Origin of the sequence: Bacillus cereus group sp. RP37, from assembly GCF_040459695.1 — a bacterium.
In the GTDB taxonomy this organism is placed as follows: domain Bacteria; phylum Bacillota; class Bacilli; order Bacillales; family Bacillaceae_G; genus Bacillus_A.
Genome location: NZ_JARVHP010000001.1, coordinates 2,692,576 through 2,711,613 on the forward strand (window position 1 = coordinate 2,692,576; position 19,038 = coordinate 2,711,613).

Consider the following 19,038-nt stretch of genomic DNA (forward strand, 5'->3'; position numbering starts at 1 on the left):
TTTTTGTAATCTACTTTTTCTTTGTGGGCTCATGTTCTGTCGGAATGTGCGCTTACCGGGGAAATAATAGAATAGTTAGAAATTAATTCCCGAAAGGGGGACTTTTGTGAAGTATATTGAAATTGGCATCGGAAATAGGTGGTTTGTTCGAACGGAAACTGAAAATAAAGATGGAACTGAATTTGAGGAAAGAGGAATTATAAAACCTATTTATTTTGAGTCACTATACGTACGAATGTGGTTTCGGAAAATATGTTTAATTTTTGATACGAAAGAAGGGTTTAAAAAGGTTAAGAAGAGGAGGATTGAATATAAATTTATAGTTGGAATTGTAAGTAGACTGGATAAAGAAAAAGTGGGCTAACATGCGTAGTTATATTGGACAGGAAATTCTTTTGACTTATATCAAATTCATGAAAAGCACATTTACTAAATATAAATTGTTAATAAAACCGCTAAGGAAACTTAGCGGTTTCTTTTTAAAAAGGGAGGATTTGCGTACGAATAGGATCGTAACTGTTTTACTTGCAATTATTATAATGGGGTATTCCATTTATAGTTGGAATGATACTTCGGAACTGAGTATGCTAATTTTACAAACGCTTTTAGGGTTTATGTTAGTTAGCATAGGCGTGCAAAATTTAAAAAATAACGAAAAAGAAAATAGAAGTATAGGGATTGCTTTACTACTCGTGGCTTTGTTTTTAATTGTTGTATCTTTAATAAAATATTTTGTATGAATAAGTTTTTAAATTAATAAAAAATGATCATTTATTGAATCCCCCTCACAATAAAAAGTTAAAATTCTACTTGTATTTCACTATATAAAATATGGCATAATGATTTAGTTAAAATAGAAATGGATAGGGTATTTGAGAGGGGCAGTATAATGAGTTTTGCAATTGAAATAGTAATAAAAGCACCATTGGATGTTGTATGTGACTACATAATAGAAGATGAAAAAATAAAAGAATGGAATACGTTTATAATAGAAAATCGCTATCCTTCAAATATGGATAAAGAGAATCCACGTGTAGGAGATAAATATATTACTGTTCAAAAAGTCGGTAAGAAAATATTCGAGGCTGAAGTAGAAATCCTTGAATACGATGCACCGCATATTATTTCACTTGGTAGTGAAATGAAGCAAGGATATTCAGCAATGACTTATATGTTAGAAGAAGATGAGGAAGGTACAGCACTAACATTAATTTCAGAATATGAACCTAGTAATTTTTATTATAAAATGATGTATAAGTTAACAGGCTGGATTTCACGAGGTTTAACTATGGAACAAATGGAACGTCTAGCAGAATGTGTAGAAGCTGCTTATCATAAAGAAGATTAATATTAAAAATATATTAAGGTAAAAGCGTTACTCAATCTCATGAGTAACGCTTTTACTGTTTGAAAATTTTTCATTGAAAATCTCAATAGCTCTTTCATATATTTCTTTATCAACACAAAATCTTTCTGTTATCCAATAATTAAGTTCAGAAGATGTAATGATTTGTTCTCTTTTCTTACCTTGGAAATATCGTTTTAAAACATTATCATTAATAGAAGTTGGAATACCATCGATATAACCGAAAATCTGAATTTTCTTTAATACAGGAGATGTATGCCAATCGTTAGACTTTGTAATGAGTTCTTTCATACTTGATAAATGTATTGGCTCTGTATGTAAGATCTTTGCTGGACCTGGATTTCTAGCAATTTTAATCCTATTATTTGAGACTTCATAAGTGAAAGTTTCTCTTACATTACTTACTTGAAATGATTCATAAAGTGGGTAAGCTTGGAATAAAGGCGTACAGTAACCGACATCGACATAATATGGTTGGTCTAAGTTAACTCGTAAGCATAAATGTGCGGGGGCCATATACATATAATGAACATCAAAACCAAGATTTGATAATAACCAATGGAATCCAATCGAGTGCGTCCAACAAGTACCCCCGAGACCTTTTGTTGTAATACGGTTTATGTATGTCTCAATGGAAGGAAAATAATTACCTGTTTCATTACCCTTTTCCCAGTCAATTATTTTAGTAAGGGTTTCCCATTTTATTTTTTCTTGATGAGCTTTAATAAGCTCATTTAAAAACTTTAAGCTAGTAGGCTGTTTTGTCGTACCTAAAAATGATAGAAAGCTATTTATTAGTTGTACTTGGGTCATTTTCTTATCCTTTCTATATAGAAATTGTTATTGGTATTATTATACAATAGGTGTCAGAAAATACAGTTGTTTATTATTGGAGTAGGAGAGAATTAAATGTCTATGTCGCTATATTATAAAAAGATCCGAGAGCAATTAGGCCATGAACTAATTTTCATGCCAAGTGTAGCTGCTGTTATAAAAAATGAGCAGGGGGATATTTTGTTTCAATTTCCTGGTGGGGAATACTGGAGTTTGCCAGCTGGAGCAATTGAACCTGGGGAAACTCCAGAAGAAGCAGTAGTTCGGGAAGTTTGGGAAGAAACAGGATTGAAAGTGCAAGTAAAAAAACAAAAAGGGGTATTTGGAGGAGAAGAGTACCGTCATACATATCCGAATGGCGATGAAGTAGAATATATAGTTGTTGTGTTTGAGTGTGAAGTTACTAGTGGCGAGCTAAAACCAATAGATGGTGAATCTTTAAAACTACAATATTTCTCTTTATCTGAAAAGCCGCTTTTAGCGTTACCATACCCAGATAAAATATTTTTATAGATGTAAAATAGCACACCTTATTTATTGAAGGTGTGCTATTTATATAACCCTGTCGTATACATCTCAGTTAACGTATGTACAACCTCTTCTAAGTCAATCTTTTTATCATTTTGCACAATCGTCCAAAGAAACATCTCATTCATCGCGAACCAAGCACGTGCTACAATTTCTTTATGTAATTCAGGATATGCTAACCCATTTTCTTGAGAGTAAGTAATATCCTGCGTAATACTGTTTATAAAGCGTTCCCGAATCTCATCCCATTTTTGACGTATCTCTTTTGATAATCCTATAGCTTCCTGCACAACTTGCAATATAGCTCGTTCTTCTTCTGCTAATTGGAGGAATGCTTTAACTTGTTTTTGAATCATTATACGTGCTTCTTCTTTTGTTTCAGGAGAAAAAGTACGCTCAGCAATATCATAAAATTGATTCATGACATCTTCCATTAAAACAATGAGGAGATCATCTTTGTTTTTAAAGTATACATATGCCGTTCCATAACCGGTTTCTGCGTGTTTAATAATTTGTGTAATTGTCGTTTTTTGAAATCCGTTATGAATAAAAATAGTGTAACCAGAGTGTAATAATTTCTTTTTTGTTTCTAAGGAGCGGTGTTTTCTTGATGAAAGAGTACTGTTTTTCAAAGAATCACCTCTTTATACTGAAATATCTGAAAATATAACTGTATTGTAAAAGAAACTCATATATAAAGTCAACTGACATAATATCATTGACGTTATATCAACTAAGGTGATATATTTCAATTAGTTAGAATAAAAAGAAAATTAAAAGAAGGTGACACCATGTATGAAGAACCATTTCAACCAACTTATGAGTATGCGCTTGAATGTGATAAACATGATGAACTGAAAGATTTTCAAACTGAATTTTATAAAAAAGAAGGAACAATATATTTAGATGGAAACTCATTAGGTTTACTTTCAAAAAGAGCAGAGAAATCGTTACTTACTTTACTAGATTCATGGAAAGAGTATGGCATTGATGGGTGGACAGAAGGAGAACATCCATGGTTTTTCCTTTCAGAAAAATTAGGTGAATTGACCGCACCTCTTATTGGAGCCTTACCGGAAGAAACAATTGTAACCGGTTCCACGACAACGAATATTCATCAAGTAATCGCAACTTTCTATGAGCCGAAAGGAATACGCACAAAAATTCTTGCGGATGAACTAACATTTCCATCAGATATTTATGCGCTTCAAAGTCAAATTCGTTTAAAAGGATTAGATCCAGAAGAGCATCTAGTACGAGTGAAAAGCCGAGATGGTAGAACACTTTCTGAAGATGATATTATTCAGGCAATGGAAGATGATATCGCTTTAATTTTATTACCTTCTGTTTTATATAGAAGTGGTCAAATTCTTGATATGAAACGTTTAACAGCGGAAGCTCATAAACGAGGAATTCATATTGGATTTGATTTATGTCATTCAATCGGTTCTCTTCCGCATCAGTTCAAAGAGTGGGATGTTGATTTCGCTGTATGGTGTAATTATAAATATTTAAATGCAGGACCTGGTGGTGTTGGGGGCCTTTATATAAATAATAAACATTTTAATAGACTTCCAGGATTATCTGGATGGTTTAGTTCTAGAAAAGATAAGCAGTTTGATATGGAACATACTTTAACCGCAGCTGATCATGCAGGCGCTTATCAAATTGGTACACCGCATGTATTAAGTACTGCACCTTTAATCGGTTCTCTTGAAATTTTTAAAGATGCTGGTATAGAACGTTTACGTGAAAAATCCCTACATATTACAAGATACATGCTGGATTTAATTGATCACGAATTAAAAGATTGCGGATTTACAATTGGAAATCCATTAGAGGATGAAAAACGAGGCGGGCATATTTATTTAGAGCATTCGGAAGCAGCGCGTATTTGTAAAGCGTTAAAAGCAAATGGAGTAATTCCAGATTTCCGGGCGCCAAATGGAGTAAGACTTGCGCCAGTTGCATTATATAACACATACGAGGAAGTATGGCATTCTGTTCAAATTTTAAAGAAAATCATGAAAGATGAAGAATATAAGAATTTCGAAAATAAGCGAGAGGTTGTGGCATAAGTATGAAAGTATCAGAGTGGATTGATATTTCACAACCGCTAAATAATGATATTGCCACTTGGCCAGGAGATACACCGTTCTCGTATGAAGTATCATGGTCAAAAGAAGAGAGTGGATCAGTAAATGTCGGAAAGTTAACGATGAGTATTCATACAGGCACCCATATTGATGCACCTTTTCATTTTGATAATCAAGGTAAAAAAGTAATAGATTTAGATGTTCAAGTTTATGTCGGCCCAGCGCGCATCATTGATGTCTCTAATCTTGAAAGCATTGGGAAAAAGGAATTGGAAAACTTTCATTTAGAAGGTGTAGAACGATTGTTGTTACGCACATCTTCACATGGTAAAGTGAATGAATTCCCAGATGTAATTCCGCATTTACGTGCTGATATTGCACCGTTTCTTTCTGAAAAAGGAATTCGTTTAATAGGGGTGGATGTACCTTCAGTTGATCCATTAGATGATAAAGAATTAGAAGCGCATCACCAATTGTTTAAACATGGCATACACATTTTAGAAAATGTCGTACTAGATCATGTAGCAGACGGTGATTATGAACTAATCGCATTACCACTTGCCTTAACGGATGCAGATGGAAGTCCAGTTCGAGCAGTTATTAGACCAATATAAGTAGAAATATATATAAAGGGGCGTTTGGCTAATATGAAAGAAAATGAAAAGGTAATTATGGAAAAAGGGATTCATACGGACTTTAAAGAGAATATGACGTACGGGGAGTATTTACAATTAGATAGTTTACTATCTTCTCAAAAGAGATTATCAGACCATCATGATGAAATGCTGTTTATCGTGATTCACCAAGCAAGTGAACTTTGGATGAAGCTTATTTTACATGAGTTAAACGCTGCAATTGAATCTATTAAACAAGATAAATTACAACCAGCTTTTAAAATGTTAGCACGTGTTTCAAAAATTCAATCACAAATTATTCAATCTTGGGATATTCTTGCGACATTAACACCATCAGAATATATTGAGTTTCGTGATTCACTCGGTCAAGCTTCAGGGTTTCAATCGTATCAATATCGTATGATTGAGTATGCACTTGGCTATAAAACACCGCATGCATTAAAAATTTATGAAAAGGATCCAGAATTACACGCTCGACTTCATACAGCGCTACATGCACCAAGTTTATATGATGTGGCAATACAAGCTCTGGTAAAAGAAGGATTCCCTATTCATAAAGATGTGCTAAATCGTGATATTACGCAGCCTTATGAAGAAGATGCAACTGTAGAAGCGGCATGGTTAGAAGTGTATGCCGATGTAAAAAAATATTGGAACTTATATCAGCTTGCTGAAAAATTAATCGATATTGAAGACTGGCTACAACAATGGCGTTTCCGTCATATGAAAACGGTAGAACGCATTATCGGACATAAAATGGGAACAGGTGGCTCTTCTGGTGTATCTTATTTAAAACGAGTACTTGATCAACGATTCTTCCCAGAGCTATGGAATGTTCGCACGAAATTATAAAAACAAACCTGTCAGTCAAACTGACAGGTTTGTTTTTTATTTGAACTCAATTATGTTTTAATAGAAGCTACAAGATATAATAAATTAAGTGATTTTTTAAACGGAGGTAAAGTTTTGGATTTCAAGCAACTAGAAAATAAATTTGAAAAGAAAAAAGTGAATACATTTCTTGTTTATCAAAAAGGTGAGCTAACAAATGAGTATTATAAAACGATAGAATGTGCAAGTAATTTAAATAAAATAAATTCGATTACAAAAAGCATTGTATCTATATTAATAGGTATTGCTATAGATAAGGGATATATAAATGATATACATACACCAATAACAAAATGGATTCTAAATGTACCAAAAGAAAAAAGCAAATTAACAATTTACCATCTATTAACGATGACAACAGGAGAAGACTGGAAGGAGTTTGGGAATGGGGTCGTTTTCCCAAATGATTTTGTTGAATCAGAGAATTGGGTGCAGTACATATTAGAAAAGCCAATAATTGAAGAACCCGCTACAAAAATGAATTATAACTCAGGGTCTTCTCATTTGCTTAGCTATATTGTCCAAAAAGCTACTGGAATGCCGACAGAGCAGTTTGCGAAAAGATATTTATTTGATCCATTAGAAATTACAGAATATGAGTGGCAACAAGATCCCCAAGGAATACATGTTGGTGGTTTCGGTATGAAAATGAAATCTAAAGATTTATTAAAGCTCGGAATATTATGTTTACAGAATGGGTATTGGCAGGGAAATGAAATCGTATCATCGAAATGGTTAGAAGAATCGAGTACATCTCTATTTGAAACGTATGAACATGTCGGAGCATATGGATATCACTGGTGGGTATTGAATAACGAAAGATTTCACATACCGTATTACATATACTTTGCTATGGGATACGGCGGGCAATACATCGTTATCATTCCGCAGTTAGAAGTCGTAGCTGTAATAAGTAGTCATATGCCTAAACGTGGGCTCGTTCCATTAAAGTTATTTATTGAGCATGTACAAAGAGAATTATAAGTTTATATAGGGAGAGGAGCGAATATATGAGAGGTGTAAAAACGTTATCTTTATTTAGACTATGCTTAAGTCTTTTAGCATGTAGCGCCCTTATTACGCAGTTTCTAATAAGAGCACAAGTGAAACCGTTTAATCCAGTTAATTTTTTTAGTTTCTTTACGATTGAAAGTAACATTTTAGTTGCATGTATTCTCCTTTTAAGTAGTATTGGAACAGCTACATTTGGTCGATCAGAACAGTTTGGTATACTTCGTGGTGCAGCAACTGTATACATACTTACGACTGGACTCATTTATTTTTTATTATTAAGAGGGTTAGAAGAATCACTTCAAACCGCAATACCATGGGTAAATACGGTGTTACATTATATCATGCCAATCGCAATGCTTTTAGATTGGGTTTTAAATCCACCTAGTAAGAAAATTACCTGGAAACAAGCTACAAGTTGGCTCTTATTCCCGTTTTTTTACGTTTTATATAGCTTAATACGTGGTCCAATCGTGAATTGGTATCCTTATCCGTTTTTAGATCCGAGAATAGGTGGATATGGTAGAGTACTTTTATACAGTATAGGGATAGCAGTTGTAATCGGTGCTATTTGTATATTGGTCAGATTTTTAGGGAATCGAAATTTTAGGAAATAATTTTAGAAATGAAGAACCCCCACTGTTAAAAAAATAAACAGTGGGGGTTCTTCATTTTATCTACTCGTCTTCTGAAATGACATCTTTATAAATTTCTCCGTCTTCGTTTCAAATTCTACATCAACAAAAACACCGTATTCTTTTCCATCTTCACGTAGCCACAATTTAAATTTTTCAACTGTTATTTGAATGGTTTTTGGTTTTCTGCCTATATGAAGGTAATCAATAATCTCAGCTTTTGGGTATTGTTCTTTCGTCTTTTCTACAGCAAGTTTACCCCATTTGGCATATGGCGGCTGCGCATGAACAATTGATGGGCCGGTATATATATTTGAACATGTTGTTAGGAACAGAATGACAAGTGCGACACGCTTTAACAATTTCTTCATGATGAACTCCTTTTATCCTTTTTTTATATTATTTACATATTTTTTCAACGATATGAGTTTGGATTTTTTTGTCTTCTTTACATAAAAGCGAGGCTTTTACAAAACATAACCAAGAAATCATTTCCGTAATTAAGGAGGGAAATTTATGCGCCAAAAAGCTATTTTTAAAATAGCAGTTTTACTTACGTTCATAGGACTATCTTTAATGGTCAGTAGTATACAACTAAAGAATGTAGAAGCTTTTTCTAATCAAGTCATTCAAAGAGGAGCATCTGGCGAAGATGTCATTGAATTGCAATCTCGTTTGAAATATAACGGATTTTATACGGGAAAAGTGGATGGTGTTTTCGGATGGGGTACATACTGGGCACTTCGAAATTTCCAAGAGAAATTCGGATTACCTGTTGATGGTTTAGCTGGAGCTAAAACGAAGCAAATGCTCGTGAAGGCAACGAAGTATAACAAGTCAACTGCTAATAAAGGAACGACAACGAATAAAGAAAATAGCGGTGGTACTGCACAAGAAAATAAACCACCTCAAAATAAAGGGACAAATGTTCCAAATGGTTATTCTCAAAATGACATTCAGCTTATGGCAAACGCAGTATATGGAGAGTCTCGTGGTGAGCCGTACTTAGGACAAGTTGCAGTAGCTGCGGTTATTTTAAATCGTGTTACAAGTGCATCATTTCCAAATACCGTTTCGGGTGTAATCTTTGAGCCGAGAGCCTTTACCGCAGTTGCGGATGGACAAATATATTTAACGCCAAATGAAACAGCGAAAAAGGCAGTATTAGATGCAATTAATGGATGGGATCCAACAGGAAACGCATTGTACTACTTCAATCCAGATACTGCAACAAGTAAATGGATTTGGACTCGTCCACAAATTAAAAAGATCGGGAAACATATTTTCTGTAAATAGAGCGGAGGTGGAACTATGTTACGAGGTATTATAATCGTATTATTAACAATTGGTGTAGTCGGGACAGGATACTGGGGCTATAAAGAGCATCAAGAGAAGAATGCAGTATTAATTCGAGCAGAAAATAGCTATCAACGTGCGTTTCATGATTTAGCATATGAGGTTGATTTATTGCACGACAAAATTGGAACAACGCTTGCAATGAATTCACGCGCATCTTTATCGCCTGCATTAGCAGATGTATGGAGATTAACATCAGAAGCTCGTTCAGATGTAGGACAACTTCCTTTAACATTAATGCCTTTTAATAAAACGGAAGAATTTTTAGCGAATATCGGTGATTTTAGTTACCGTGCAGCCATTCGTGATTTAGAAAAAGAGCCGTTAAATGATCAAGAATACAAAACGTTGGAAACTTTATATTCAAATGCAGGAAATATACAAGATGAACTAAGAAAAGTGCAACATCTTGTTTTGAAAAACAATTTACGCTGGATGGATGTTGAGATGGCCCTCGCATCCAATCGTGACCCTGCAGACAATACAATTATTGACGGACTAAAGACAGTAGAAAAAAATGTAACATCGTATTCATCTACAAACTTCGGACCTACCTTTACAAGTGCACAAAAAAATAAAAAAGGCGGATTTGAAGCAGATGGAAAAGCAATTTCAAAAGATGAAGCGGCGAAAATTGCAAAATCGTTTTTGAATTTAAAAGGAAATGAAAAAGTAGAAGTTGAGAAAAGCGGAAAAGGTGCGAAAGAATCTTTCTATAGTGTGAAAATTAAAGATTCCGTAACGAATAATGAGTTTTATATGGATATTACCGGAAAAGGCGGATATCCAATTTGGGTTATGAATAATCGAGAAATTAAAGAACAGAAAATTAGTTTAAACGATGCAGGAAGTAAAGGTTTGAAATTCTTAAAGGACCATAAATTTAACAATATGGAGCTTTATGATAGTTCACAATATGATAATGTTGGTGTATTTACGTATGTAGTAAATGAGAATGGTGTACGAATTTATCCAGAAGCAATCCAAATGAAAATTGCTTTAGACGACGGTTCTATCGTTGGATTTTCCGCAAAAGAATATTTAGCATCACATCAAAAACGAACAGTTCCATCAGCAAAGTTAACTGCAGCAGAAGCAAGAAAGAAAATCAATCCAGATGTTAAAGTTATGGAAGAACGTAAAGCTGTCGTAGTAAATGATTTGCATAATGAAGTACTTTGCTATGAATTTGTAGGTACTTTAGGGAAAGATACGTATCAAATTTTCATTAATGCAAATAGCGGAGCAGAGGAAAAAGTGAAGAAAATGCAAGCTGTTGAAAAAATTTATGATTAAACTTTAATAGTAAAGTGGTGAGAATAATGAAGATCCTACTATATATGTTGATGCTTTGCTTATTTATAACTGGATGCAGTATTGGAAAAAAGGACAATCCAAACGAAAAGCCAGAGCAAAAAAATGTTTCGATGAAAAATGTTAATTATACGAACAAACCAAATAAGCCAAATGAAAAAGCAGCAGACCATTTAGCATCTTTAGCCGCAAGTGTGCCAGGTGTGAATGATGCAACAGCGGTCGTTGTTGGGAAATATGCTATTGTAGGTATTGATGTAAAAGCGAAACTCGATCGAACTCGTGTGGAGTCCATTAAATACTCTGTTGCAGAAAGTTTAAAAAACGATCCAGATGGTGCTAATGCAGTCGTTGTAGCAGATGTTGATACGTATGAACGACTGAAACAAATTGGAAAGCAAATTAAAAAAGGAAAAACAGGCGAAGGTATACTCGATGAGTTAGCGGCAATTGTTGGCCGAGTAATGCCGCAAGTTCCAAATGACATGATTGAAAATCGAGAAACGAATCCAATTAAAGATAATGATAGACAATTACCAAAAGATGAAGAACAAGAACTAAGAAAAGAACAAAATGATCAATCAAATAATCATTTGAATAAATAAAGTTAACCTTAACCCTGTACTAAATTGTACAGGGTTTTTCAATATAATATTAAATATTCAGTTTATTTTTAAGGGAATATATGGTTTAATTATGAGGGGAGGGACAACTGTTATGATGAAAAAAAGCACATTAATATTATGTAGTTTATGCTTAGGTTTCAGTATGACAGCGTGTGAACAGAAGAAAGAAGTAAAAAAACAAACAACGACTTCTTCTACTGTGATGGAAAGGCAGCAAAACGAATCTATCAATATAAATCATTTCTCGAATATAAATGAAGGAATGACTTATACAGAAGTGAAAGAATTAATTGGTTTTGAAGGGGATTTAGTCATAGAAGAAGGCGTAGAACATTCTACACAAATTAAACAAATTTTCGCTTGGAAGGGAAGCGATCCAACTTCATTAGTTGAAATTACCTTTTTAGATGGAAAAGTGCATTCCAAAGCGCAGCAAGGTTTAAGTTAATAAGTTAAAAATGGGAGAGTTTAGCATGAACATACATACAGGGGAAATTCAATTAGTTCCGTATAAGGAGAAATATAAAGAAATTATACAAACATTTACTTTACCAAGTGAACAAGTTCAATTTACATCAGACCCAGGCGAATTGCTGGAGAAAGCTAAAAGTGATCGTACAAAAAATGTGATTGTTATTTTGGATTACAATGGGGTACCTGTTGGCCTTTTCGTATTGCAAACGGGAGATAGAGTGCAGGAGTTCACAGATAATGAAGACGCTTTACTTTTAACATCTTTTTCTGTAAATCACAATAGACAGAGAAAAGGATATGCTAAAAAGTCATTGGCTTTATTACAAGCGTTTGTAAAACGTTATTTTCCAATAAAAAATGAAGTTGTACTTGCTGTGAATGAAAAAAATATTCCTGCACAAAATTTATATGAAAAGGTTGGATTTCAAGATAAAGGCGTTAGAAGAATGGGGCCAATTGGTCAACAAATTATAATGCATTTACCTATCATGAAATAATGAGAAAAAACTTACTCTTGCATAACAAAGTAGTAAGTTTTTTTATTTAGAACGACAAGAGAATAAATATTAAAAGGCTATATTTAAGAGTAAAGAAATTATAGCTAGTTACATAAAAAATAAAGATACTTGAAAAGCATTCATTTTAGTTAGTTGTACAATCATTAAATAATACTTTTGGGGGGCATAGCTTTATGGAAATAATTCAATTACTAAATAAGGATGACTTATTTAATAAGGCAATAGATGTTTTTTGGAAAGAATGGGGTGAAGAAGGTGGGCGTGCTTTTTATGAAGATTGTATGACTAATGCTTTAACTGATCCAAATGACATACCGAGTTTTTACATTGCAAAAGTAGATGATAAGATTATTGGAACGTATGCATTAATTCGCAACGATTTAAATAGTCGTCAGGATTTGAGCCCGTGGCTAGCATGTTTGTTTGTAGATGAAAAATTTAGGGGCCACTCTATAGGAGCAAATTTGTTGAATCATGGACTGCTAGAAGCAGCAAAAAGAGGGTACAAATTTCTTTATCTTACTTCAGATCTTGAAGGCTATTACGAAAAATATGAATGGGAAAAAATTGGAGTTGCTTATGGGCCTAGTGGAGGGTGCATACCTTTATTTAAAAAGTCAACATCTCTATAATGAAAGCACTATTTGTTCAACAAACAGGTGCTTTCGTTGAACAAAATTAAATAACTTTATTATCACTTTACATCATTTATGAAACACATTTGAATAAGGAGAAATGATATGACGATTTATATTGCACTACTAAGAGGAATTAATGTAGGCGGGCATAAGGTAATCAAAATGGCTGATTTAAAACGAGTGTTTGAATCAATGTGGTTAAAACAAGTAAAAACATATATTCAAAGCGGTAATATCGTGTTCGAATCTGAAAAAGATATTAATTTTCTAAAGGAACGAATACAATCTGAAATTAAAAACGTTTTTAGTTTTGATGTTCCAGTCATGTTAAGAACAAATGAGGAATTTATTAATGTTATAAAAAGATGTCCCTATGGGGCCGATTCATTGCTAGAAGGGGAAAGTATACAGGTTGCCTTCTTAGCAAATGAACTTTCTGAAGCAGAAAAAGATCAGCTACTTATACAAAAAAATGAGACAGAAGATTGTTATATACATGAAAAAGTAGTGTATTTGTTATTCAAAAATAGCATTCGGAATTCTAAATTAATGAATCAGTTCCAGAAGTTACATACACCAGCTACGATAAGGAATTGGCGGACTGTGAATAAATTAAAAGCGATAGTAGAGGGGATGTAAATATAAAATGATTAGATTTTCTGTATATAGAAAATTTGTTAAGAGATAATCAAGTTGTTTAATTTATATAGAACTAACCATGCAGGTTATCTCTATAAAAAAATTTCAATTTATTACAAGGTGTAGAAAAGCATAATTTTTCAAAGGCAAAGCAAGAATGGGTATAGTATGGAATGGTAGACAATAAGTTTTTTGGAGCAAACTGTTATCTAGTTATCATGAACGAATCCGTTATGAGTTTACAATTATAAATCGACTAAACAAGCAATGGTAGTAGGATCTGAATATATCAAGAAGTTTACAGAAGGATTTACAGAAGCTTTTTATGATACAAAAGATATGCTGACAATATTCAAGTAGAAGCTGTAACGAAATACGGTAAAGTATATTGGAACACGATTGACAATAGACTAACATTTACAGAAAAGAAACCTCTTAGAGACGTATTACTTAGAGCAGATAAATATTTAAGAGACTATGGTTATAGTATAAAACAAACGAATTAAGGGGTAGGTAAGATGGGGAAATTTGTGAAAGACCAAAAAGTAGTTGCACTTACATTAGAGGGGATAGCACCATGTACGGTTGTAAGAGTTGGTTGGATTTTTATCATGGTACAAGTAGAAGAAACGAAGCACCTATACTCACTTACAAAAGGTAAGATAACACCTATAGAAGAGGATAAGCACTATCTTCTAGAAGAGAGTTTTGATGAAGAGAGCGTTTATGATATAGGTAGGGTATTTGGTGCAATTGAAACATCAGACTTAGAAGTTGCAAAGAAGTTATTTGATGAAGATACAGAACTAAAGAAATATGAAACCTTTCATAATCCATCAGAAGGAAAATTATATGAAGGACAGTATTATACAACAATCAAAACAGGTAAAGAATTAATTGAACAATATTTCAATCGACAAGGGTTAGAGCGTAATGGTACTAATTAAATTAGATGTGAAAACAGTTAAGGTCAAGAACTTAAATTAGGTGAAATGAAGGCTTTCGATAAAAGTGAATAATCTTATTTATGCTAGGTATAAAGACTAATAAAAAAAATTTATACTTTATTATTTGGGGATGAAATAATGGATTTAGTAAACAAATTTATTATTTATATTTGTCTACAAACTCATTTAAAAGGTTAGAAATTAAAAAATATAAGAGCCTTACTACAATATGAATTGTAGCGAGGCTCTTATATTTTTTAATCAGAATTAAATAACTTTATTATCACTTTACAAAATCTCATCTTTTGATTTATATTGTTTTGCGACTATAAGTTCGACAATAGGATAAATAAAGAATGAAGAACAAATTGCGATAAAGAGAGGAAGATTCTTTATTTCATCGAGTAATAGGAATGCAAATCCTTCTGACAATATTAAAATAACAAACATAAGGCATATTAGCACAAAATAAGCAACTTTAAAACTTTTATATTTAATTTGCTGTCCCATTTCATCTTGGCTTTCCTCTGATACACCGTGGGGATCTCCCCACGTAATATGATTGATGAAGTAGCTAATTATAATTGCACTTGCGAAGATTGTTCCGCCTAAAATCGCACCTTCAGTGATATATTTATAGGCTCCATGTATAAGTACTCCAAGTAACGATAAAACGATTGTTAGTAAAATGAAATTTTTACGATTCATATTAGAAATAGCACCTCCATAGTTGTAAAAAACTCTTTACACTAATAGTATAAAATTGGAAAAGTTCTATGTCAAATGCTTTTTACATAAAGGGCCGAGAATATGATATTTTGTTTTTACGATTAATAAAAAATTACATTACATTTGAATGTAAAAGAATGGGCTCGCATATATTTGGAAGGGATGTCAGATTAATTTAGGGGGTAGTTATGTCTATTCTTTTAAAAGCTGGTGCTGATGCAGGAAATAACGGTTTGAAGTTAATGGTGAAAGGGCAAGACCCTATTTTTATTCCGAGTATATATTCTTTATATATAGGAGAGCCTACAGGATTGTTAGATGAGGGAGATGTTTCATTATCTGAACTAGAAAATCACATTGACGTGACCATTAGTTCTCCATCGTTAATGTTAAATAACGTGCGGTATATCGTTGGTAAAAAGGTCATTCAAGATCAATTAAAAGGTACTGAGGTTGAGAAGAAATCGAATAAATCAACGGATGAGTTAATGGTTATTACCATTCTATCTGGTTTAGCAGTAAGTGCTATGCGCCAAAGTCCAACTTCTAGTCACATTAATATTCGTTATGATTTATCTGTTGCTCTTCCTATGCAGCTTATTACACAAGAAATAGCTGCGGAAAATGCAAAACGTTATATGGGTAATCATAAAGTTGTATTCCACTATCCAAATGGACGTGATGTGACAATTAATATTTCTATCGAATATTGTAAATGCCTACCTGAGGGCGCTTCTGGGACGTGGGGCATTGTATATGATGAAGAAGGAAATGTTGTGAAACATAAAATTGAATGTGAACAAAATCAAGTTTCAGAAATTGATTTTGTTGATAAAACACTATTATCTTTTGATATTGGCGCAGGGACGACAGAAGAAGTAGTTTCACTAGGCGTAAACTTTAGACCACAACTAAGTAAAGGCTTATCATACGGTGTGAAAGAAACGTTACTACAAATTATTACGAGATGGAACCGGAAGTATCCAACAAAGACGATTGATAGCATTACAGAATTCAATCAAATTTATTTAAATGATAAACACCCTAGAAATGCATTATTAGTTGAAGAATCACAACCAGCATTATTAGGTTTAGCAGCGCGTGTCGCAACGGATATCATAAACAAAATTGATGATATGAAGGACGATCCATACGTATTTATTTATGGTGGGGGCGCGGTTATTATTAAAAATAGCCTGAAAATGATTTTAAAACAAAAAGGGCGTTTAACAAATGTAATCTTTGTAGATAATCCATTATTTACAAATGCACGTGGATTATTAGTCTACACTTGTTCGCCAAAATATAGAGAGCATAAGCAAAAAGAGTTAGGGTTTACAAACTTAACGATAAGTTAGTTGGTGGAAGTATGCGATCTAGGCGATATAAACGTGGTGATCGAGTAAAAATCAATATTCATAAATCAGTATCACCTGAAATGATTGCATGGCTGAATAAACAATCAAACCCAACTAATTTCTTTTTCTTTGCAGCACAGCAACTCTTTAAACAAGTAGGAGATATTGATGTGTCAAAAGCTATACCAAGTAGCCATGTTTTCACACTATACGTGGAGCCATCATCCGTATTAAAGGTCGAAGTAAATCCCTTTAAAAACGTGCCACTAGAAGCTAATAAATCCACCGAAAATATAAAAAAAAAATCATGGGAATCTGTTGATCAATTAGATTGTCCATTTTTTTAAACATAGAAAAATATAAGTATTGCCCATCACTATACATACGGATACAGTGATGGGCTTTTTTACATGTAACGAATAGAAGGGGCACAAATTGTGGTGTGCCCCTTCTATTCGTTATTTACCTATATATTAGATGTATGTTCAGTAACAGCATGAATGATGTCTTCCCAATCATCGGGATGGTTTTCATGTCCTGCGCCTTCAAGGGTTAATAGGACTGAGTTAGGAATTTCATCAATAAGTGCGAGACCATGTTCAAAAGGGAGTGCTGTATCGTCTGTTCCGTGAATGACTAAAGTAGGTGCATGTATCGAATGAAGTACTCCTTCATAAGCATCATCACCTCGAAGTAAAGCGTGATTAAACATACTTAATAGATTGTTTGCACGTGCTATTTCTTGCTTTACTTGTGTATAAACCATAGCTTCATCAAATGTTCGTTTTGATCCACATAATAAGCGAGATCCTGAAACGAAATATTCTGCCACAACATTTGCATTTGTCCAATCCAAATGCGCGCCATTTGCGTGGTGTGTTAAAATTCTTTCATCCATTGGGGGTAAATCGCGCGTGTTATTGTCAGAGCCTATCACACTTGTAGCTAGTAATATTAACGATAAAACTCTTTCGGGATGGTTTACGGCAGCAATTTGAGCAATCATACCACCTAATGACATACCAAATAGATGTGCTTTATCAATATGATAAGCATCTAGTACTCCAATTGCATCTTCAGCCATATTTGTAACTGTATAATTGGAAGTTCCAGGTTCATATGCAACAGAGCGTCCCACATCACGGTTATCAAAACGAATAACAAATTTCCCTGTGTTAGCCAACTGTTCACAAAACTCTTCAGCCCAATAAACCATTGAACACGTAGCACCCATAATTAATAAAACAGCTGGGTTTTTAGGGTTACCAAAGCTTTCTGTACATATATCAATCCCGTTTATTTTAAATATCTTTTCAGTCATAGAGTTCTCCCCATTTCTTTTGAATTTAATTTAAAATGCAATTTTGAATGATTCTAACGTGTGTGTAAGTTTCGTTTTGGAATTCATAATGCTTCACACGTAATTACCCCCAAAAATAAGTTTATGATAATTCAAGGCAAAAAATTTTGAGAAATATTTGTAAGTTATTAAAATAAACAGCAAGGGGGAGTAGAAATGAAAGCAATTGTAATAGATCAATATGGTAATGTTGAAGAATTAAAAGAAAGAGAAGTTTTAAAACCAATTGTTAAAGGTAACGAGGTATTGATACGTATTCTCGCAACATCTGTTAATCCTGTTGATTGGAAAGTTAGAAAGGGAGACTTACAAGAACAGTTACAGTTTTCATTTCCAATCATTTTAGGGTTAGATGTAGCTGGGGTTATTGAAGAAGTTGGGGAAGAGGTAGAGTGCTTCAAAGTAGGAGATAAAGTATTTACGAAACCTGAAAATATAGGGAAGGGCTCTTATGCTGAATTCATTACAGTAAAATCTGATTTAGTATCTTACATGCCTACTAATCTAAGTTTCGAAGAGGCAGCTTCTATTCCTCTTGCAGGACTTACAGCGTGGCAAAGTCTTGTAGATTACGCAAAAATAAAAGAACATGACCGAGTACTCATTCATGCTGGAGCTGGTGGAGTTGGAAGTTTGGCAATCCAAATCGCAAAATCATTTGGAGCTTTTGTTGCGACAACTGCAAGTTGTAAGAATGAAGAGTTTTTACAGTCTTTAGGAGCAGATCTCGTTATTGATTATAAAAAAGATAAATTTGAAGAACTACTATCAAATTTCGATATTGTATTAGATACAATAGGTGGGGAAGTACAAGAAAAAAGCTTTCAAATTATAAAATCTGGTGGTGTTTTAGTTTCGATTGTTCATGAGCCAATTCAAAAAGTAAAAGGGATAAAATCAGGTTTTTTATGGCTAAAACCAAACGGAAAGCAGTTAGAAGCATTATCAAAATTAATTGTACACGGAAAAATAAAACCAATTATAAGTAAAGTTGTGCCGTTTAATGAAGAAGGAATTAGAGAAGCTCATATTTTGAGTGAAGGTCAACATGTTAGAGGTAAGATTGTAATTAAGGTGCAATGA

At 33.5% G+C, this 19,038-nt stretch carries 25 protein-coding genes; 20 read left to right on the top strand and 5 right to left on the bottom strand.

From position 1 onward, the window contains the following. Positions 1-106 precede the first annotated feature (106 nt). The 3 genes from QCI44_RS14380 (at position 107) to QCI44_RS14390 (ending at position 1,348) form a co-directional block, all read left to right on the top strand. Positions 107-364, top strand: coding sequence for a DUF3977 family protein (locus QCI44_RS14380; protein WP_016134671.1), 258 nt, complete (start codon positions 107-109; stop codon positions 362-364). Positions 365-539: 175 nt separating this feature from the next. Beyond that, a complete protein-coding gene (locus tag QCI44_RS14385) occupies positions 540-740 on the top strand; it encodes a YczI family protein (protein ID WP_050582727.1) in 201 nt (66 codons plus the stop codon). 149 nt (positions 741-889) lie between these two features. Then, on the top strand, positions 890-1,348 hold the full coding sequence (locus QCI44_RS14390; protein WP_016134669.1) for an SRPBCC family protein: 459 nt from the start codon (positions 890-892) through the stop codon (positions 1,346-1,348). 27 nt (positions 1,349-1,375) lie between these two features. Here the strand turns inward: QCI44_RS14390 and QCI44_RS14395 are convergent, their stop codons facing one another. Further along, positions 1,376-2,179, bottom strand: coding sequence for an arylamine N-acetyltransferase (locus tag QCI44_RS14395; protein WP_016134668.1), 804 nt, complete (start codon positions 2,177-2,179; stop codon positions 1,376-1,378). A 96-nt stretch (positions 2,180-2,275) separates the two neighbouring features. Here QCI44_RS14395 and QCI44_RS14400 point away from each other — a divergent pair, with 96 nt between their 5' ends. After that, entirely contained in the window at positions 2,276-2,713 is a 438-nt protein-coding gene (locus QCI44_RS14400; RefSeq protein WP_016087595.1) for an NUDIX hydrolase, read from the top strand. Between the two features lie 35 nt (positions 2,714-2,748). Here QCI44_RS14400 and QCI44_RS14405 read toward each other — a convergent pair whose 3' ends face one another. Then, positions 2,749-3,360 carry a TetR/AcrR family transcriptional regulator gene (locus tag QCI44_RS14405; protein WP_016087596.1) on the bottom strand — a complete coding sequence of 204 codons (612 nt, stop codon included), beginning with the start codon at positions 3,358-3,360 and terminating at the stop codon, positions 2,749-2,751. A gap of 159 nt (positions 3,361-3,519) precedes the next feature. On the opposite strand from QCI44_RS14405, the gene kynU reads away from it, so the two are divergent. From kynU to QCI44_RS14430, 5 genes are all read left to right on the top strand, one after another. Continuing rightward, positions 3,520-4,806, top strand: coding sequence for a kynureninase (gene kynU / locus QCI44_RS14410; RefSeq protein ID WP_353811231.1), 1,287 nt, complete (start codon positions 3,520-3,522; stop codon positions 4,804-4,806). Between the two features lie 2 nt (positions 4,807-4,808). Beyond that, positions 4,809-5,438: an arylformamidase gene (gene kynB / locus QCI44_RS14415; protein WP_016134666.1), complete on the top strand. Its 630-nt coding sequence runs from the start codon at positions 4,809-4,811 to the stop codon at positions 5,436-5,438. A 33-nt stretch (positions 5,439-5,471) separates the two neighbouring features. Next, complete coding sequence (gene kynA, locus QCI44_RS14420) at positions 5,472-6,311, top strand: tryptophan 2,3-dioxygenase (protein ID WP_000661967.1); 840 nt, start codon at positions 5,472-5,474, stop codon at positions 6,309-6,311. A gap of 114 nt (positions 6,312-6,425) precedes the next feature. Further along, on the top strand, positions 6,426-7,334 hold the full coding sequence (locus QCI44_RS14425; RefSeq protein ID WP_016134665.1) for a serine hydrolase domain-containing protein: 909 nt from the start codon (positions 6,426-6,428) through the stop codon (positions 7,332-7,334). A 26-nt stretch (positions 7,335-7,360) separates the two neighbouring features. Next, positions 7,361-7,978 (top strand): Pr6Pr family membrane protein, encoded by a 618-nt coding sequence (locus tag QCI44_RS14430; RefSeq protein WP_016087601.1) that lies wholly within the window; start codon positions 7,361-7,363, stop codon positions 7,976-7,978. 56 nt (positions 7,979-8,034) lie between these two features. Here QCI44_RS14430 and QCI44_RS14435 read toward each other — a convergent pair whose 3' ends face one another. Continuing rightward, complete coding sequence (locus QCI44_RS14435) at positions 8,035-8,367, bottom strand: DUF3889 domain-containing protein (protein WP_016087602.1); 333 nt, start codon at positions 8,365-8,367, stop codon at positions 8,035-8,037. Positions 8,368-8,512: 145 nt separating this feature from the next. Between QCI44_RS14435 and sleB the strand changes: the two genes are divergently transcribed. The 8 genes from sleB to QCI44_RS14475 all read left to right on the top strand — a co-directional run bounded on the left by sleB (position 8,513) and on the right by QCI44_RS14475 (position 14,508). Continuing rightward, positions 8,513-9,292, top strand: a complete 780-nt coding sequence (gene sleB, locus QCI44_RS14440) for a spore cortex-lytic enzyme (RefSeq protein ID WP_016134664.1) — start codon at positions 8,513-8,515, stop codon at positions 9,290-9,292. 15 nt (positions 9,293-9,307) lie between these two features. Further along, a complete protein-coding gene (gene ypeB / locus QCI44_RS14445; RefSeq protein WP_016134663.1) occupies positions 9,308-10,648 on the top strand; it encodes a germination protein YpeB in 1,341 nt (446 codons plus the stop codon). Between the two features lie 26 nt (positions 10,649-10,674). Next, positions 10,675-11,271, top strand: a complete 597-nt coding sequence (locus QCI44_RS14450; RefSeq protein WP_016134662.1) for a YhcN/YlaJ family sporulation lipoprotein — start codon at positions 10,675-10,677, stop codon at positions 11,269-11,271. Positions 11,272-11,383: 112 nt separating this feature from the next. After that, a complete protein-coding gene (locus QCI44_RS14455; protein ID WP_016134661.1) occupies positions 11,384-11,740 on the top strand; it encodes a hypothetical protein in 357 nt (118 codons plus the stop codon). Positions 11,741-11,765: 25 nt separating this feature from the next. Then, the gene (locus QCI44_RS14460; protein WP_016134660.1) at positions 11,766-12,263 is read left to right on the top strand and encodes a GNAT family N-acetyltransferase; all 498 of its coding nucleotides are present in this window, start codon (positions 11,766-11,768) and stop codon (positions 12,261-12,263) included. A gap of 194 nt (positions 12,264-12,457) precedes the next feature. Next, complete coding sequence (locus QCI44_RS14465; protein ID WP_016087608.1) at positions 12,458-12,916, top strand: GNAT family N-acetyltransferase; 459 nt, start codon at positions 12,458-12,460, stop codon at positions 12,914-12,916. Positions 12,917-13,024: 108 nt separating this feature from the next. Beyond that, a complete protein-coding gene (locus QCI44_RS14470; protein WP_016134659.1) occupies positions 13,025-13,561 on the top strand; it encodes a DUF1697 domain-containing protein in 537 nt (178 codons plus the stop codon). Between the two features lie 518 nt (positions 13,562-14,079). Further along, a complete protein-coding gene (locus QCI44_RS14475) occupies positions 14,080-14,508 on the top strand; it encodes a hypothetical protein (RefSeq protein ID WP_016087610.1) in 429 nt (142 codons plus the stop codon). A 288-nt stretch (positions 14,509-14,796) separates the two neighbouring features. Here the strand turns inward: QCI44_RS14475 and QCI44_RS14480 are convergent, their stop codons facing one another. Continuing rightward, complete coding sequence (locus QCI44_RS14480; RefSeq protein WP_016087611.1) at positions 14,797-15,216, bottom strand: hypothetical protein; 420 nt, start codon at positions 15,214-15,216, stop codon at positions 14,797-14,799. A 209-nt stretch (positions 15,217-15,425) separates the two neighbouring features. Here QCI44_RS14480 and QCI44_RS14485 point away from each other — a divergent pair, with 209 nt between their 5' ends. Next, complete coding sequence (locus QCI44_RS14485) at positions 15,426-16,595, top strand: ParM/StbA family protein (protein ID WP_016087612.1); 1,170 nt, start codon at positions 15,426-15,428, stop codon at positions 16,593-16,595. 11 nt (positions 16,596-16,606) lie between these two features. Next, positions 16,607-16,942 carry a hypothetical protein gene (locus QCI44_RS14490; RefSeq protein ID WP_016087613.1) on the top strand — a complete coding sequence of 112 codons (336 nt, stop codon included), beginning with the start codon at positions 16,607-16,609 and terminating at the stop codon, positions 16,940-16,942. Positions 16,943-17,061: 119 nt separating this feature from the next. Here the strand turns inward: QCI44_RS14490 and mleBCA are convergent, their stop codons facing one another. Continuing rightward, positions 17,062-17,916: a BCA family alpha/beta fold macrolide esterase gene (gene mleBCA / locus QCI44_RS14495; RefSeq protein WP_016134658.1), complete on the bottom strand. Its 855-nt coding sequence runs from the start codon at positions 17,914-17,916 to the stop codon at positions 17,062-17,064. 195 nt (positions 17,917-18,111) lie between these two features. Between mleBCA and QCI44_RS14500 the strand changes: the two genes are divergently transcribed. Next, entirely contained in the window at positions 18,112-19,038 is a 927-nt protein-coding gene (locus QCI44_RS14500) for an NADP-dependent oxidoreductase (protein ID WP_016134657.1), read from the top strand.

Excerpts from the sequence above, each read along its gene's own strand:
- ypeB (WP_016134663.1), top strand. The coding sequence starts at position 9,308 with ATGTTACGAGGTATTATAATCGTATTATTAACAATTGGTGTAGTCGGG.
- QCI44_RS14490 (WP_016087613.1), top strand. The coding sequence starts at position 16,607 with ATGCGATCTAGGCGATATAAACGTGGTGATCGAGTAAAAATCAATATT.
- QCI44_RS14455 (WP_016134661.1), top strand. The coding sequence starts at position 11,384 with ATGATGAAAAAAAGCACATTAATATTATGTAGTTTATGCTTAGGTTTC.
- QCI44_RS14385 (WP_050582727.1), top strand. The coding sequence starts at position 540 with ATGGGGTATTCCATTTATAGTTGGAATGATACTTCGGAACTGAGTATG.
- QCI44_RS14480 (WP_016087611.1), bottom strand. The coding sequence starts at position 15,216 with ATGAATCGTAAAAATTTCATTTTACTAACAATCGTTTTATCGTTACTT.
- mleBCA (WP_016134658.1), bottom strand. The coding sequence starts at position 17,916 with ATGACTGAAAAGATATTTAAAATAAACGGGATTGATATATGTACAGAA.
- kynU (WP_353811231.1), top strand. The coding sequence starts at position 3,520 with ATGTATGAAGAACCATTTCAACCAACTTATGAGTATGCGCTTGAATGT.
- QCI44_RS14400 (WP_016087595.1), top strand. The coding sequence starts at position 2,276 with ATGTCTATGTCGCTATATTATAAAAAGATCCGAGAGCAATTAGGCCAT.
- QCI44_RS14475 (WP_016087610.1), top strand. The coding sequence starts at position 14,080 with ATGGGGAAATTTGTGAAAGACCAAAAAGTAGTTGCACTTACATTAGAG.
- QCI44_RS14450 (WP_016134662.1), top strand. The coding sequence starts at position 10,675 with ATGAAGATCCTACTATATATGTTGATGCTTTGCTTATTTATAACTGGA.
- QCI44_RS14465 (WP_016087608.1), top strand. The coding sequence starts at position 12,458 with ATGGAAATAATTCAATTACTAAATAAGGATGACTTATTTAATAAGGCA.
- sleB (WP_016134664.1), top strand. The coding sequence starts at position 8,513 with ATGCGCCAAAAAGCTATTTTTAAAATAGCAGTTTTACTTACGTTCATA.
- kynB (WP_016134666.1), top strand. The coding sequence starts at position 4,809 with ATGAAAGTATCAGAGTGGATTGATATTTCACAACCGCTAAATAATGAT.
- QCI44_RS14395 (WP_016134668.1), bottom strand. The coding sequence starts at position 2,179 with ATGACCCAAGTACAACTAATAAATAGCTTTCTATCATTTTTAGGTACG.
- kynA (WP_000661967.1), top strand. The coding sequence starts at position 5,472 with ATGAAAGAAAATGAAAAGGTAATTATGGAAAAAGGGATTCATACGGAC.
- QCI44_RS14470 (WP_016134659.1), top strand. The coding sequence starts at position 13,025 with ATGACGATTTATATTGCACTACTAAGAGGAATTAATGTAGGCGGGCAT.
- QCI44_RS14435 (WP_016087602.1), bottom strand. The coding sequence starts at position 8,367 with ATGAAGAAATTGTTAAAGCGTGTCGCACTTGTCATTCTGTTCCTAACA.
- QCI44_RS14485 (WP_016087612.1), top strand. The coding sequence starts at position 15,426 with ATGTCTATTCTTTTAAAAGCTGGTGCTGATGCAGGAAATAACGGTTTG.
- QCI44_RS14460 (WP_016134660.1), top strand. The coding sequence starts at position 11,766 with ATGAACATACATACAGGGGAAATTCAATTAGTTCCGTATAAGGAGAAA.
- QCI44_RS14390 (WP_016134669.1), top strand. The coding sequence starts at position 890 with ATGAGTTTTGCAATTGAAATAGTAATAAAAGCACCATTGGATGTTGTA.
- QCI44_RS14500 (WP_016134657.1), top strand. The coding sequence starts at position 18,112 with ATGAAAGCAATTGTAATAGATCAATATGGTAATGTTGAAGAATTAAAA.
- QCI44_RS14430 (WP_016087601.1), top strand. The coding sequence starts at position 7,361 with ATGAGAGGTGTAAAAACGTTATCTTTATTTAGACTATGCTTAAGTCTT.